General features: G+C 62.3%; 9 protein-coding genes. 4 read left to right on the top strand and 5 right to left on the bottom strand.

Features of this window, described 5'->3' with window-relative positions; translation table 11 throughout:
• Nucleotides 1-89: 89 nt before the first annotated feature.
• From ACSQ3I_RS19255 to ACSQ3I_RS19265, 3 genes are all read left to right on the top strand, one after another.
• A complete protein-coding gene (locus ACSQ3I_RS19255; RefSeq protein ID WP_436001610.1) occupies nt 90-875 on the top strand; it encodes a FadR/GntR family transcriptional regulator in 786 nt (261 codons plus the stop codon).
• A 47-nt stretch (nt 876-922) separates the two neighbouring features.
• Nucleotides 923-2,071 (top strand): galactonate dehydratase, encoded by a 1,149-nt coding sequence (dgoD, locus tag ACSQ3I_RS19260; protein WP_436001611.1) that lies wholly within the window; start codon nt 923-925, stop codon nt 2,069-2,071.
• Between the two features lie 96 nt (nt 2,072-2,167).
• On the top strand, nt 2,168-2,674 hold the full coding sequence (locus ACSQ3I_RS19265; RefSeq protein ID WP_436001612.1) for a DUF3833 family protein: 507 nt from the start codon (nt 2,168-2,170) through the stop codon (nt 2,672-2,674).
• A gap of 111 nt (nt 2,675-2,785) precedes the next feature.
• Here the strand turns inward: ACSQ3I_RS19265 and ACSQ3I_RS19270 are convergent, their stop codons facing one another.
• Entirely contained in the window at nt 2,786-6,271 is a 3,486-nt protein-coding gene (locus tag ACSQ3I_RS19270; RefSeq protein WP_436001613.1) for an AAA family ATPase, read from the bottom strand.
• Between the two features lies 1 nt (nt 6,272).
• Complete coding sequence (locus ACSQ3I_RS19275; RefSeq protein ID WP_436001614.1) at nt 6,273-7,511, bottom strand: metallophosphoesterase family protein; 1,239 nt, start codon at nt 7,509-7,511, stop codon at nt 6,273-6,275.
• A 140-nt stretch (nt 7,512-7,651) separates the two neighbouring features.
• On the opposite strand from ACSQ3I_RS19275, the gene ACSQ3I_RS19280 reads away from it, so the two are divergent.
• Complete coding sequence (locus ACSQ3I_RS19280; RefSeq protein WP_436001615.1) at nt 7,652-8,638, top strand: aldo/keto reductase; 987 nt, start codon at nt 7,652-7,654, stop codon at nt 8,636-8,638.
• Nucleotides 8,639-8,744: 106 nt separating this feature from the next.
• Here the strand turns inward: ACSQ3I_RS19280 and ACSQ3I_RS19285 are convergent, their stop codons facing one another.
• From ACSQ3I_RS19285 to lon, 3 genes are all read right to left on the bottom strand, one after another.
• Nucleotides 8,745-10,943 carry an esterase-like activity of phytase family protein gene (locus ACSQ3I_RS19285; protein WP_436001616.1) on the bottom strand — a complete coding sequence of 733 codons (2,199 nt, stop codon included), beginning with the start codon at nt 10,941-10,943 and terminating at the stop codon, nt 8,745-8,747.
• Nucleotides 10,944-11,139: 196 nt separating this feature from the next.
• A complete protein-coding gene (gene hupB, locus ACSQ3I_RS19290) occupies nt 11,140-11,415 on the bottom strand; it encodes a DNA-binding protein HupB (RefSeq protein ID WP_109462106.1) in 276 nt (91 codons plus the stop codon).
• 204 nt (nt 11,416-11,619) lie between these two features.
• On the bottom strand, nt 11,620-14,037 hold the full coding sequence (lon, locus tag ACSQ3I_RS19295; RefSeq protein WP_436001617.1) for an endopeptidase La: 2,418 nt from the start codon (nt 14,035-14,037) through the stop codon (nt 11,620-11,622).
• Between the last annotated feature and the right edge of the window lie 391 nt (nt 14,038-14,428).

The raw sequence follows: 14,428 nt of genomic DNA on the forward strand, positions 1-14,428 counted from the left end.
TGTGGAGGAGCCGCTTCGGCGGCTGTCGCCTTGCATCGGTTTTTGGGATAACGATCGCAGTAACCGGCATACGGTTGCTTCGATCGGGGATGGAGAGACGAAGGGTGGAATCAGGAGTGAACTTGCGGGAGACCACCGGCACGGAGAAACCGGCGAAACGGCCCCGCGTGCAAAAGAACATCACCGCCGCGATCGCGCTGGAAATCTGCGAGGAAATCTATCCTGCCGGCAGCCCGCTGCCGCGCGAAAACGACCTGTGCGACCGTTATGGTGTCAGCCGCACCGTCATTCGCGAATCGTTGAAAATTCTCGAATCGAAGGGCATGGTTCGCGGCCGGCCACGCATCGGCACCATCGTCGCGGACAAGGACGACTGGAACATCCTCGACCAGCAGGTGCTGGAGTGGATCGGCCCACGCATCATGGATTTCAACCTGCTCGGCTGCATTCTCGAAGCCCGCCGCGCCATCGAACCTTATGCCGCCGAACTTGCGGCCGAACGGGCGACCGCGCAGGAGATTGCCGACCTCGAACACGCCTGGCAGCAGATGCGCGACGTCGAAGGCGACATCAACGGTTTTACCGAAGCCGACGTCGCCTTCCACACGACGCTGTTGAAGGCCAGCCACAACCAGGTCTTCCGCCAGCTTTCGGCGATCATCCATGCGGCGCTGAAATTTTCGCTGCACGCGTCCAACGAAGCGGTGGAGAAGCGCGACGAAGCCGTCGACGTGCACCGCCAGCTCGTCGAAGCTTTGCGGCTGCGCGACAAGGCGGCAGCGCGCGACTGTTCCAGCCGCATGCTCGACCTTGCCGCCCGCGACCTCGCGGCGGCCCTCAAGCATCACCGGGATGCCGCGGCCGCGGCGGTTTGATCGCGGCCGGCATCTCGTTTCCATTTTGCCCACAGAAAGCCTGATCCATGAAAATCACGAAGCTGACCACCTATATCGTCCCGCCGCGCTGGCTGTTCCTGAAGATCGAGACGGATGAAGGCATCACCGGCTGGGGCGAACCGGTCGTCGAAGGCCGGGCATTGACCACGGAAGCTGCCGTGCACGAACTCGCCGACTACCTGATCGGCAAGGACCCGATGCTGATCGAGGACCACTGGCAGGTGATGTATCGCGGCGGCTTCTACCGCGGCGGCGCCATCCACATGTCGGCAATCTCCGGCATCGACCAGGCGCTCTGGGACATCAAGGGCAAGGCGCTCGGCCAGCCGATCCATGCCTTGCTGGGCGGCCAGGTGCGCGACAAGATCAAGGTCTATTCCTGGATCGGCGGCGACCGCCCCTCCGACGTCGCCAACAATGCCCGCGAGGTCGTCGCCCGCGGCTTCAAGGCGATCAAGCTCAACGGCTGCGAAGAAATGCAGATCGTCGATACCAACGAAAAGGTCGAAAAAGCGGTCGAGACCATCGCCATCATCCGCGAGGCGATCGGCGCGCATATCGGCATCGGCGTCGATTTCCATGGCCGGGTGCACAAGCCGATGGCCAAGGTTCTCGCCAAGGAACTCGAACCCTACAAGCTGATGTTCATCGAGGAGCCGGTGCTTTCGGAAAATTACGAGGCGCTGAAGGAGATCGCCAACCATTGCTCGACGCCGATCGCGCTCGGCGAACGGCTGTTCTCGCGCTGGGACTTCAAGCGAATCCTGTCAGAGGGTTACGTCGATATCCTGCAGCCGGATCTCAGCCACGCCGGCGGCATCACCGAATGCCGCAAGATCGCCACCATGGCGGAAGCCTACGACGTGGCAATCGCCCCGCATTGCCCGTTGGGACCCATCGCGCTCGCCGCCTGCCTGCAGGTCGATGCCGTTTCCTACAATGCCTTCATCCAGGAACAGAGCCTCGGCATCCACTACAACAAGGGCAACGACATCCTCGACTACATCTCCAACAAGGAGGTGTTCAAGTATGCCGACGGTTTCGTCTCGATCCCCCAGGGCCCGGGCCTCGGCGTCGAGGTGGATGAGGCCTATGTTATCGAGCGCGCCAAGGAAGGCCACCGCTGGCGCAACCCGATCTGGCGCCACGCCGACGGCAGCGTCGCCGAGTGGTGATCGTCATCGCCGCCGCGCGATTTTTCACGCGGCGGCGCAACCAAGCGGGATGCCATCCGTTATTGTACCGATACGCCATCACAGGGGTCTTCGGCGATGCGTCAGCTCATCCGCGTTCTGCTTGTTTTTTCCGCCTTGTCTTCCCTCGCCTTTCCCGTTGTCGCCCAGGAATTCCAGCTGGAAGACTTTTTCGTCGGGCGCACCGCCGTCCATGGCAACCTGTCCGGATTAGCCGGTGGGGAACGCCGTTTCAGCGGCAGCATGAGCGGCCAATGGTCGAACCAGGCCCTGCTGCTGCGCGAGGACTATGTCTATGAAGATGGCGAACGACGCCGTGGCATCTGGCGGATCAGCAAGGTCGAAGCCGGCCGCTACATCGCCACCTGCACCTGCATCAACGGCAAGGCGATGATCCGCGTCAAAGGCGACACGGCCCGGTTCACCTACGATGTCGACATCGGCGAAACGCCCGGCGAGAAGGTCGTGCGCGCCAGCGACCGCATGACACGCATGGCGGACGGCACGGTGATGATTTCCTCCCGCATGGGCCGCTATCTTTTCCCCGTCGCACGACGCGAGACAATCTTCGACAAGCGACCATAAAGCAATTCCAGCAAAAGTGCGCAGCGGTTTTGCTGGAATTGCGTTCGAACAAAAGGGCGGAGCGTTTTCGCGATTCGAAGAACAGCGGAAATGTTCCAAAGGCAGCACAGTTTACAGCGTGATGATGTCGGCTGCGCCGGCAAGCTCCTGCCGCGCCAGGTCGACGACACTTTTCTGGTGCGTGAAGAGAATCGTCTGGAAGGTCCCGCTCGTCGCCACCAGCGCCTTGAGGCCGGACGAGGTGCGTTCGTCGTCGAAGGTCTGGAAAATGTCGTCGACGATCAGCGGCGCCGGTTCATTGCGGCTGGCGTAATCCTCCAGGAATGCCAGGCGCAGGGCGAGGAACAACTGGTCGCCGGTGCCTTCGCTCAGGCCATCCAGCGGCACTTTTTCGCCGCCGGCACGCTCTGCCAGCAGATGCAGCTCATCCTTCTCGTCGTAGTCCTGCACCAGCCGCGAGAATCGCCCGCCGGTCAGCACCGAAAAATGCGCGCCGGCGCGTTGCATCACCGGATCGGCATGGCGTTCGCGATAACCCTCCATCGAATGGGCCAACAGGCCGGCGGCGAGTTTCAGCACCACCCACTGGCGTGCCAGATCTTTCGCCTCGGTTTCCGCCGAGAGTTTTTCAAACACGGCATATTCAGCGCTGACACCGGTTTCCAGCGCTTCGCGCTCCTTGCGATTCTGCGTCTGGCGGGCGACGAGTTCGCCGTGACGTTCAAACTGGCCGTTTTCCGCCTCGGTCAAGGTTTCGATATCCAGTTCCGCCTTGATGCGGTCGAAACTATCCAGAGCGGCGCGGACATCGGTTTCGCTGCGACCTTCTGCCTGCGCCAGAAACCGCGAACGGCATTCGCGCAGGCGTTCAGCCAGTCGGGCGCGATCTTTCAGGCGACCAAGCGCCGTTTCGGCATCGGCCTGTTCCGGCAGGCGCTGCGCCAGTGCCGAGAGGCGCATCTCCCCTTCAGAGAACGCCTCGCGGGCGCGTTGCAGGCGAAGCTCCGCATCCGTCAGCGCGCGGCCAAGAATCTTGCGCTTCTGGGAGGCGTTGCGGGCGGCGATGGCCATTTCGTGCAGGTTTTCAATCGCCAGGTCGGCACCGACATGTTCAAGCGACGGGTCGACGGCGACGGCAATCGCAGCCACCTTGTCTTCATAGTCCCGGATGTCGCGCCGCATGCCGGCAACGCGGCGGCGGCGGTTTTCCCGCTCCAGCAAGGTTTCCGGCAGCGATTTCCACGCCTCCAGCGTCGCGACCGCCATGTCGATAGCAGCAGAGCCACCTATCTCGGCAACCTGTGCCGCAAGGCCGATGGCGGGCGCGGCGGCGGCAAAGGCGGCCTGCCATGCCTGCAATTGCAAAGCGACATCGGCGGCCTGCGTCGTCAGCCGTTCCAGGCGCTGGCGGGCGGCGTTGCGTTCGCCTTCGCGGGTGCGGCTTTGCGACCAGCGTTCGGAAAGCCCATCGAGATGACGACCAATGGCCTGCGACAGCGCGCCCACCGGCAGGCGCGCAGCATCGATGCCCAGGGCATCGGCAATCGCCGTCAGCGCCGGTTCGACGCGGCTCTGCTTCAACTCGATTGCCGCAAGCTGGTCCCGCAGCGGATCGATGCCGACACGTTCCTTGACAAGCCCATCGATGGCCCGGCGCCATTCCATTGCAGCGGCAGGATCGGGAAAAGCCAGACCGTGAACAGCCAGCCCGGAGCTCTCGATGATCTCGGAAAAACTTTGTTGCGCCCGCGCCAAAGCCTCCCCGACCACGTCGAGGCGCTCCCGCGCTTCGGCAAGCCGGTGTTCGATACGGTTCTGGTGCAGCCTGTTTTCCGCATGGCGCGACAGCCGGTCGGCGTGGGTCAGCGCCGTATCGGCCAGTTGATCGGCATGGGTCACGAGGCCGCTCAGCACCGTCAGCTCATCCGCCGATGGAGAACGCCCCTCGCCCAGCGCAGCCAGGCGGCCATCGCGTCGATCACGGGCCGCGGCAATCTGCTCACGGGTGACCACGGGTCCGTCCCGTTCCGCCTCGCGCAGGCGCTCTGCAATCTCGGCAGCTTCCGCCTCGAGCGCGGTTGCCTTTTCCGCCGCGCTGTTGCGGGCCAGCGTTGCGGCCTCGATGGCGTTGCGTTGCGCTGTCAGGGTTGCGATGTCCGGCAACGGTGCCGCCAGCACCGCCGCCAGATCCCGCACAGGCGGCCGCAGACGCAAGGCCGCCGCACGCAGGTTTTCTTCTGCCCGCTCCGCCTGCACCCGCAGAACGTCGCCGCGTGCGATATCGGAGATATCCGTAGACAAGGCCCCGAGCTGGTCGAGATAGGGTTTCGGATCGATCAGCCGGCCACCGTCGCCCTCGACATCCAGCGCGGCCAGACGCTCGCGCTCCTCCGCCTCCCGGCGCTGCAGGTCGGCGCGGCCCCGCGACAATGCCTGGCCTTCCTCGACAAGCCGGCGCATGCGGACAAGATCGGCGTCGGAAGGCTGGCGCTTTTCCAGTTCGGCAGCGCTCTCCAGTCCAAGCCGGCGCGCGAGCTGGGTCAGTGTCGCATCATAGGTGCCGACTTCGCGATCGATCGCCGGCAGGTCCCGCATGGCTGCCGAATAGCGACCGGTCTCGGCAAACAGGTTGGTAATTTCCGCTGCGGCCTCAAGGACGGCGGGTTCGACATGGATCTGGCGGATCTCGTCGCCGAGACGGCCCGTATCCTCCTCGGCCTTGCGCACCTCGCCGGCAAGCACGGCATGCGCATGCAGGGCCTCGGCAAGATCTTCGGCGAAATCCGCCGGCAGGCCGGCGAGATCGCCAAAGGCGGCAAGCTCCTGCAATTCGCCGTCGATGTCGACGATCAACGGCTGCAGTTTTTTCAGCGCCCGCAGGCGCTCCAGTTCGGTCTTGGTCTTCTTGCGGTCGGATTGCAGTGCGGCAATCTCGCCGTCCAGCTGTTCAGCTTCGGTGACAAGCCGCTTCCAGTCACCAGACTTCAGCTCATTTTCCCGTTCGGCGCGCCGGGCCTGGTCGTGTCGGTCGGTCGCCTGGTAAAAACTGTGGTCCTGCTTCTTGCGTTGACCGAAAATCCCACCGGCCTCGTTCTCCAGCGACTGCCGAAGCCGCGTCAAGCCGAGCAGGCCGGAAGCGGCGGAAAACAACAGGGTGCCGATCTCGCCGCCGCTTTGCAGCATGGCAGTGCCGCCGTCGCGCAGATCCGCTGTGTCGAGGCCGAAAGCACGTTTGAAGATCTCGCGGTTCAGGGTGCCGAGGAACGGCGCCAGCGCATCCTCCCGCAGCGGGCTTTCCTTGTCGTCGCCGGAGAGAAGCGTGTTGCGGCTGCCGCGGCGACGGCGGAAACCGAGAGTTTCCCCGTTGCGGGCGCAAAGCGTGGCACCGATGCGCAACTGCGCTGCATCGTGCAGAAAACTGTAGTGTGCTGTCGCCCGCGGAAAACCGAACAGCAGGTCGCCAATCGCCGACAAGGCGGAGGATTTTCCTGCCTCGTTCGGCCCATAAATCACATGCAACCCGGCATCGGGCCGGAAGGTCAGCGAACGGTCGGTCAGCGCCCCGTAGCGCAGGATATCCAGGCGTTCGAACCGCATCTCAAAGTCCTCCGCCGCCGGCGCGTGCCTTCAAAAGCTCGCGTGCCTCGGCCAGGAGTTCGGCCGCGGACACATCGAGCGGCAACTCGGCCGCGGCAGTGCCGCCCGGCAGCTTGGCGGTGATCTCGCCGATCAGCGCTTCGGCGGCGGCCAGCAATTCCGCAGGCGCAACATCTTCGGGCAACAATTCTTCCAGATCGAGCATGCCGTGATCGGTGGCCACCGCCGTTTTCGGCGTTTCCAGCCGCAGTTCCAGCTTCTCCAGCCAGATTTCCTCGTGGCCGCGATGGCAGGCTGCCTGTACTTCGTCGCGGACGTCCTGTCGCCGGGCAAGCAGTTCGCCCTGTATCAGGCTTTCGCCGGAAAGACGGACGCGCAACGCCAGCGGCTTGCCGTCCATCCCGGCGACGACGGGATCCACCGACAGCTCGATGCGACGCAGGATCGCCGCCAGATTGTCCTCGGCTGCGACGGCGACGTCCAGCTCGGCAAAACGCGCTTCATCGACGATGAGCCGTTCATGGGCGACCCGGCCATCCTCGACGCTTACGAACACCGCGCCCTTGGCGCCGCGTTCGCGAATGCTCCTGCCCTGCAGATTGCCGGGAAAGATGACGACCGGATCGGTGGCCACCACTTCGTAATCGTGCACATGGCCGAGCGCCCAGTAATCGTAGCCGCGCGACCGGAGATCGTCCACCGAACACGGCGCATAGGGTTCATGCGGCTCGCGGCCGGTGAGCGAGGTATGCAGCACGCCGATGTTGAACCAGCCCGGGACCGGCTGCGGATAGGCCAGCACGAGATTGTCGTGAGCGAAGCGGTTGGCAAACCCCTGGCCGTGCAGCGCCACCTTCAATGCCTCGATACGGAAGCTCTGCGGTTTGGTCGTCGAGAATTCGTGCACGTTGCGCGGCAGCGTGATCGTCTTGGTGATGACGCTTTCGGCATCGTGGTTGCCACGCAGCAGATAGACGGGGATGCCGGCGCGCTCCAGCCGCGCCATTTCGCGGTTGAAGAACAGGCCGATCTTGTTGTCCTTCCAGTCGCCGTCATAAACGTCGCCGGCAATGACGAAGAAATCGACGCTTTCCGCAAGCGCGCGGGAAACAAGCGTGGAAAAAGCCTTGCGGCTCGCTTCGACGAACAGAGCGGCGATCTCCGCGTCCTTCAGGGCCAGCCCCTGGAAAGGGCTGCCGAGGTGCAGGTCTGCAGCATGGATAAAACGGAAAGACGTCATCAGCTCTCGTGCAACGATCGGATCGTTTCCATTTAGGAAATAACCCTGCCGAAAGATATGGGGAAGAACCGCTATCCTGTGGGATTTTCATATCGACCGTGCCATAGCTGCTCGAAATCCAGAAACACAGGGAGATAGCGATGAGACATCACGCATTCGGCCGCATGCCCTTCACGGTCAGCGATATCGGCTTCGGCGCATGGCAGATCGGTGGCGCCTGGGGCAACGTCAGCGAGGCGGACGGCCGCGCCGCACTCAATGCCGCCCTCGACGCCGGCATGACCTTCATCGACACCGCCGACGTCTATGGCGACGGACGCTCCGAGAAGATCATCGCCGACGTTCTAAAAGCGCGTGGCGGCGAGCGGCCGATGGTGGCCACCAAGGCCGGCCGCCGGCTCGCCCCGCATGTCGCCGACGGCTACACCAAGACCAATCTCGAAGCCTTCATCGACCGCAGCCTCAAGAATCTTGCCGTCGACAGCCTCGACCTGGTGCAGCTGCATTGCCCGCCGACCGAGGTTCTCTATCGCCAGGAGGTTTTTGCCGGTCTTGAGGAATTGCAGAAAGCCGGCAAGATCAAGGGTTATGGCGTCAGCGTCGAAAAGGCCGAAGAAGCCCTGAAGGCGATCGAGTTTCCGGGCGTCGTCAGCATCCAAATCATCTACAACATCTTCCGCCAGCGCCCCGCCGACCTGTTCTTCAAGGAAGCGAAGCGCAAGAACGTCGCGGTGATCGCCCGCGTGCCGCTGGCAAGCGGCTTGCTGTCGGGCAAGATCACCCGCGAAACGGCGTTCGCCAGCGACGACCACCGCAACTTCAACCGCAACGGCGAAGCCTTCGATGTCGGCGAGACCTTTGCCGGCGTGCCCTTCGAAGTCGGCCTGCAGGCGGTGGAAGAGGTGCGCAAGCTGGTGCCCGCCGGTGCCAGCATGGCGGCCTTCGCGCTCAAGTGGATCCTGACGAACGAAGCAGTGACGGTCGTCATTCCGGGTGCGCGCAATGCCGAGCAGGCAAAGGCGAATGCGGCAGCAAGCGACCTTGCGCCGCTCTCCGCCGACGTGATGGCTGCCGCCAAGGACATCTATGCACGGCTGATCGCGCCGCATGTGCATCATCGCTGGTAGCAGCGGAGCGCGTAACGCTGCCTCACCCGCGAAAACCATAAGCCAAAAACAAAACAGGCCCGGCGTCGAAAACGCCGGGCCTTTCCATTGCCTGTTCGCAACGATCTTAGTTGGTGCCCTGCAGGTTGACCGGGAAGAACAGCGTCTCGCCCGAGGAGTCGTCAACGCCGTCGTTATCGGTCACGGCATAGGCCTTGCCGCTCTTGTCGAAGGTGAAGCCTTCAAGCTTGTCGACGACGTAGCCGTTGGTGGCAGACTTCAGGTCCGGGATGAAGTCGTGGGCTTCATGCTTGGCAACGACCGGCAGTTCGCCACCGATCGGGGCAGCCTTGAGGTCGGCGATGGCAACGCGGTAGAGCTTCTTCAGCTTGGCAGCGTCGCCGATCAGGTTGTCACGCTCGATAATGTAGACGTAATCGCCATGGGCGGTGATCTCGGAGAGACCAACCCAGCCGCTTTCCGTCTTTTCGAGCGGATAGTGCACGGCGCCCCACTCCTTCGAAGCGGGCTTGTACGAGACGAGCTTGGTGAAGCCCTTCTCGCTCTTGCCCCATTCGCGCTGAACAGCCAGCCACAGGGTCAGGTCGTCGCCCGAACCGATCGCGGCGACGCCTTCGAAGCCGAAACGGGTCTCGCCCTGCAGCAGCTCAGCCGGGAGAGCGATTTCCTGCTTGATCTCGCCCTTGGCGTTGACGTTGTAGAGGGCGTGCGGCAGCAGCTTTTCGCTGTTGCCTTCCGACGCCAGCCAGTAGCCGCCCTTGCCATCCAGCGTGATACCTTCGATGTCGAGCTTCTGGGCCGGCTGGCCATCGCGCTTGACGTAGAGGACGTTGGTAATTTCGGCCGGCTTCTTCGTGGCGTCGATGGTGAAGATCGACGGCTGCATGCCGTACACCGAGTCGCTGACGGCATAAAGGATGCCGTCCTTCTCCGCGTCGCCGACGAGGCCGGAGAGCGCGCCCCAACCGATCGGCGCACCGTCGACGATCGACGACTGCAGCATCGGATAAGCCTTCTCACCTTCGGCAAACTCATAGAGCATGACGTGCGAGCGAGCGCCGCCGTCTTCGCCGAGATCGACTTCGTTGGCAGTTGCCAGCAGGTTACGGCCCGGGATGGCGACGGCGCCTTCCGGAGAAATGCCCGACGGCAGCAGCTGGGTCAGGACAGGCTCGGCGCCGGTATCCTTGTAGACGCCGACGATCGAAGCGCGCTCGGCGAGAACGAAGAAATACTTCTGGCCGCCGAAGATGCCGACTTCCAGGCCTTCAGGCTCGACGCCCTTCGCCTTCGAACGCTTCTCCGGATAGTGGCCGATCTGGGCGATCGCATGCTCGAAGCTGCTGCCGGCTTCGTAAAGAACCTTGCCGGTCTTGTCGAAGATGGTGAAACCGCGCGAGCCGCCTTCGTAGTCACCTTCGTTGGCGACGACGATACGGTCGTTGTCGAGCCACTTGACGGCGTCGGGCTCGCGCTTGCGGCCTTCCTGCGTGTCGGTAAACTTCAGGGCGCCGTTGCTCTTGGTATCGATACCGGTCAGGTCGACCGCACCGGCCGAGAAATGGCTCTTCACGTCGCCGGTCTTGCCGTCGATGATGACGATGTGGTTGTTTTCCTGCAGTGTCAGGGCGATTTCGCCGTTGTCGTTGATGGAAACGAATTCGGGTTCCGGATCTTCCGGTGCAACCTCGGTCAGGCCCGTCAGGGTGATGTGCTTGAGCGAACCGCAATCGACAACGCCGTCCTTGACCTGGACGATCACGAGATCACCGGCCGGCATCTGCGGCAGCACGCCGTCGTTCAGGTCTTCGTCGCGCTCGTTTTCGATGGCGATGGCAGCAAAGGTCTTGTCATGCGACAGCGCGATCGAGTCCGGCTGGCCGCCGAGATCGCAGCTTGCTTCTTCCTTCTGCGTCGCGATGTCGACGATGGAGAGCTTGCCGGACGGCTTCTGCTTGCTTTCGGAAGTGTTGACGGCAACGAGCGCCTTGGCGCCGGCGACAGTCACGGAGGTCGGCTCGCCGCCCATCTGCAGCGAACCGCCGGCCTTCGGAGCCTTGGCGTCGGTGATGTCGATGAAGCCGATCGCCTTGAACGGGCTGTCGGAATAGATCAGCGTATTGCCGTCTTCGGTGGCGGTGATGATTTCAGCAGACGTCGCGGCTGCCTTGTCGGCATCGGCGGGAATGTTGTTGGCAACGGCAAAGGAAGAAATACGATTGAAAACCTGCTCGGCACTTGCCGGAACGGCGACCGATGCCAGCAGCGCAGCCGTCAGGGCCGCATGGGAAAAACGGATCGTCATAGGGGAAACCTCCTGTTTCCGTGAAAGGGAACGGGAGGCTTTTGCGTGACGCACATGACAGGGGGATGACAGGTGCGGCAAGAATGCGGCGCCAATAGAAAAAGGCCCGAGGCGGTTCCTTCGGGCCTTCTTGAGCGTTTTCAGGATGTCCGGAAGACGGCTCGCATGGCCGCCTCTGCCGATACCTGCAAATCTATCAGCTGTTGACAGCGTCCTTCAGGCCCTTGCCGGCCGTGAACTTCGGCACGTTGCGTGCCGGAATGTCGACTTCAGCACCGGTCGAGGGATTGCGGCCCTTCGATGCTTCGCGACGGGAAACGGTAAAGCTGCCAAAACCCGCGAGGCGCAGATCGCCACCCTTCTTGAGTTCAGCCTGCACGGTTTCGAAAACAGCGTCGATGGCGGAAGTCGCGTCAGCCTTGGTCAGCCCTGCCTTTTCGGCGACTGCGGCTACGAGTTCATTCTTGTTCATGTTTCCACCCCTTTCTGGTTGGTTGAAACGTCTTGGGTATAAGGGCGCGCAGAATAGCCAAGCATCGGCGCGCCGCAACTCTAAAGCCCCGCAAAACCCTGAAAAGCAAGCACATCCGGTTATTTTTCACAAAAAAAGGCCGGCAAAAATGCCGGCCTTCTGCGGTTTTGGTGCCATTTTGGCATTAGTGTGGCCAAATGGCCGTCAATGCGCGATTACCTGGCCATCATCGGCGCCTTCGACGGTGGCGATGACAGGGGTCTCGACAACGCCGTCCCACTCGATCGGCTCGGGCACTCGGGTCAAGGCATGCTGGAGAACCTCACCCATGCGCGACACGGGAATGATCTCCATGCTGTTCTTGACGTTGTCCGGAATGTCGGCCAGGTCCTTTGCGTTCTCTTCCGGGATCAGCACCTTCTTGATGCCGCCGCGCAGGGCCGCGAGCAACTTTTCCTTCAGGCCACCGATCGGCAGGACGCGACCACGCAGCGTGATTTCGCCCGTCATCGCCACGTCCTTGGAGACCGGGATGCCGGTCATGATCGAGACGATGGCGGTAGCCATGGCGACACCGGCCGACGGACCGTCCTTCGGCGTCGCGCCTTCCGGCACGTGCACGTGGATGTCCGACTTGTCGAAGCGCGGCGGCTCGATGCCGAAATCGACGGCGCGGGAGCGGACGTAAGACGCCGCAGCCGAGATCGATTCCTTCATGACCTCCTTCAGGTTGCCGGTAACGGTCATGCGACCCTTGCCCGGCATCATGACGCCTTCGATGGTCAAAAGCTCGCCGCCGACTTCCGTCCAGGCGAGACCGGTAACGACACCGACCTGATCTTCACGCTCGGCTTCGCCGTGGCGGAAGCGCGGAACGCCGAGGTAGTCGTGGATGTTCGCCGCCGTGACCTCGACCGACTTCGTCTTGCCCTTGATGATCTCGGTCACCGCCTTGCGGGCGAGCTTCATCAGTTCGCGTTCGAAGCTGCGGACACCGGCTTCGCGGGTATACTGCTGGATGACCGCCATGAGCGCATCGTCGCTGACCGAAAACTCATGCGGCTGCAGCGCGTGCTCCTTGATGGCCTTCGGCAGCAGGTGCCGCTTGGCGATTTCCTTCTTCTCTTCCTCGGTGTAGCCGGCAATACGGATGATTTCCATGCGGTCCATCAAGGGCGCCGGGATGTTCAGCGTATTGGCCGTCGTCACGAACATGACGTCCGACAGGTCGTATTCGACTTCCAGGTAGTGGTCCATGAAGGTCGAGTTCTGTTCCGGATCCAGCACCTCCAGGAGAGCGGACGACGGGTCGCCACGGAAATCCATGCCCATCTTGTCGATTTCGTCGAGCAGGAAGAGCGGGTTGGACTTCTTCGCCTTCTTCATCGACTGGACGACCTTGCCGGGCATCGAGCCGATATAGGTGCGGCGGTGACCGCGGATTTCGGCTTCGTCACGGACGCCGCCGAGTGCCATGCGGACATACTCACGGCCGGTCGCCTTGGCGATCGACTTGGCGAGCGAGGTCTTGCCGACGCCCGGAGGGCCGACGAGGCACAGGATCGGGCCCTTGATCTTTGTCGCACGCGCCTGGACGGCGAGATACTCGACGATGCGCTCCTTGACCTTGTCGAGGCCGAAGTGATCCAGCTCAAGCACCTTCTCGGCGTTGTTGAGGTTGGTCTTGATCTTCGACTTCTTGCCCCACGGAATGCCGAGCAGCCAATCGAGGTAGTTGCGCACGACCGTGGCTTCCGCCGACATCGGGCTCATGCTGCGCAGCTTCTTCAGCTCGGCATCGGCCTTTTCACGGGCTTCCTTGGAGAGCTTGGTCTTGGAGATGCGCTCTTCCAGTTCGGCCATCTCGTCGCGGCCGTCTTCGCCGTCGCCGAGTTCCTTCTGGATCGCCTTCATCTGCTCATTCAGGTAGTATTCGCGCTGGGTCTTCTCCATCTGGCGCTTGACACGCGAGCGGATGCGCTTCTCGACCTGCAGGACGGAGATCTCGCCTTCCATGAAGCCGAGCGCCTTTTCCAGGCGGCCCTTGATGCTGGTGGTTTCCAGCATTTCCTGCTTCTCGGTGATCTTGATGGAGAGGTGCGAGGCAACCGTATCGGCGAGCTTCGAATAGTCCTCGATCTGGCTGGCGGCGCCAACCACTTCCGGGGAGATCTTCTTGTTGAGCTTCACATAGCTCTCGAACTCGGACACGACCGACCGGGCCAGCGCCTCGATCTCGACCGGATCGTCTTCCGGCTCTTCGAGAACCTGGGCATTGGCTTCGTAAAATTCTTCGCGTTCGCTGTAACCCTCGATGGTGGCGCGGGCGCGGCCTTCGACGAGAACCTTGACGGTGCCGTCGGGCAGTTTCAGCAGCTGCAGCACATTGGCGACCGTGCCGATCTTGTAGATTTCGGAAGGCGACGGATCGTCATCGCTGGCATTGATCTGCGTCACGAGCATGATCTGCTTGTCGGATCCCATCACCTCTTCAAGGGCGCGGATCGACTTCTCGCGGCCGACGAACAGCGGCACGATCATGTGCGGGAACACTACGATGTCACGCAGAGGCAAGACCGGGTAGGCGGCGCTTTCCTTGGCGACAGACGCTTTTTTCGTCATTATCATTTCCTTTCCATAGCCCCGTTTCCGGGCTGCTTTGCCGAATGTTTGAAACCGCTTCGGCAAAATTCTGTCCGCTTACAGGTGGAGTGTGGCTGCCCTCTTTTCAAGGCTCGCCCGGCTCTCTCCCGGTTATTGTGACAGTCATTTTACAACGGGAACGCAAATTACAAATTACGCATAAAACCTGTCGCGTGGCTTACGGGAGCGACTGAAAGACAATCAATTTTAGCCCTTCATTATAAACAGCGAAACCCCCGGCACTTCAACCGCCTGACTCGGCACAGTCTTGCGAGACTAGCATCTCGCGGAAGCGAGCACCACGAAAAGGACGGGCACGGCAAAGAAAAAGGGCCTGCACCAGCAGACCCTTTCGATTTCATTGCATATG

It is taken from the genome of Rhizobium sp. LjRoot30 (assembly GCF_964253915.1).
In the GTDB taxonomy this organism is placed as follows: Bacteria; Pseudomonadota; Alphaproteobacteria; order Rhizobiales; family Rhizobiaceae; genus Metarhizobium.

Coding starts and splice junctions, on each gene's coding strand:
- ACSQ3I_RS19275 (WP_436001614.1), bottom strand. CDS start 7,511: ATGACGTCTTTCCGTTTTATCCATGCTGCAGACCTGCACCTCGGCAGC.
- ACSQ3I_RS19280 (WP_436001615.1), top strand. CDS start 7,652: ATGAGACATCACGCATTCGGCCGCATGCCCTTCACGGTCAGCGATATC.
- ACSQ3I_RS19255 (WP_436001610.1), top strand. CDS start 90: ATGGAGAGACGAAGGGTGGAATCAGGAGTGAACTTGCGGGAGACCACC.
- ACSQ3I_RS19285 (WP_436001616.1), bottom strand. CDS start 10,943: ATGACGATCCGTTTTTCCCATGCGGCCCTGACGGCTGCGCTGCTGGCA.
- hupB (WP_109462106.1), bottom strand. CDS start 11,415: ATGAACAAGAATGAACTCGTAGCCGCAGTCGCCGAAAAGGCAGGGCTG.
- ACSQ3I_RS19265 (WP_436001612.1), top strand. CDS start 2,168: ATGCGTCAGCTCATCCGCGTTCTGCTTGTTTTTTCCGCCTTGTCTTCC.
- ACSQ3I_RS19270 (WP_436001613.1), bottom strand. CDS start 6,271: ATGCGGTTCGAACGCCTGGATATCCTGCGCTACGGGGCGCTGACCGAC.
- dgoD (WP_436001611.1), top strand. CDS start 923: ATGAAAATCACGAAGCTGACCACCTATATCGTCCCGCCGCGCTGGCTG.
- lon (WP_436001617.1), bottom strand. CDS start 14,037: ATGACGAAAAAAGCGTCTGTCGCCAAGGAAAGCGCCGCCTACCCGGTC.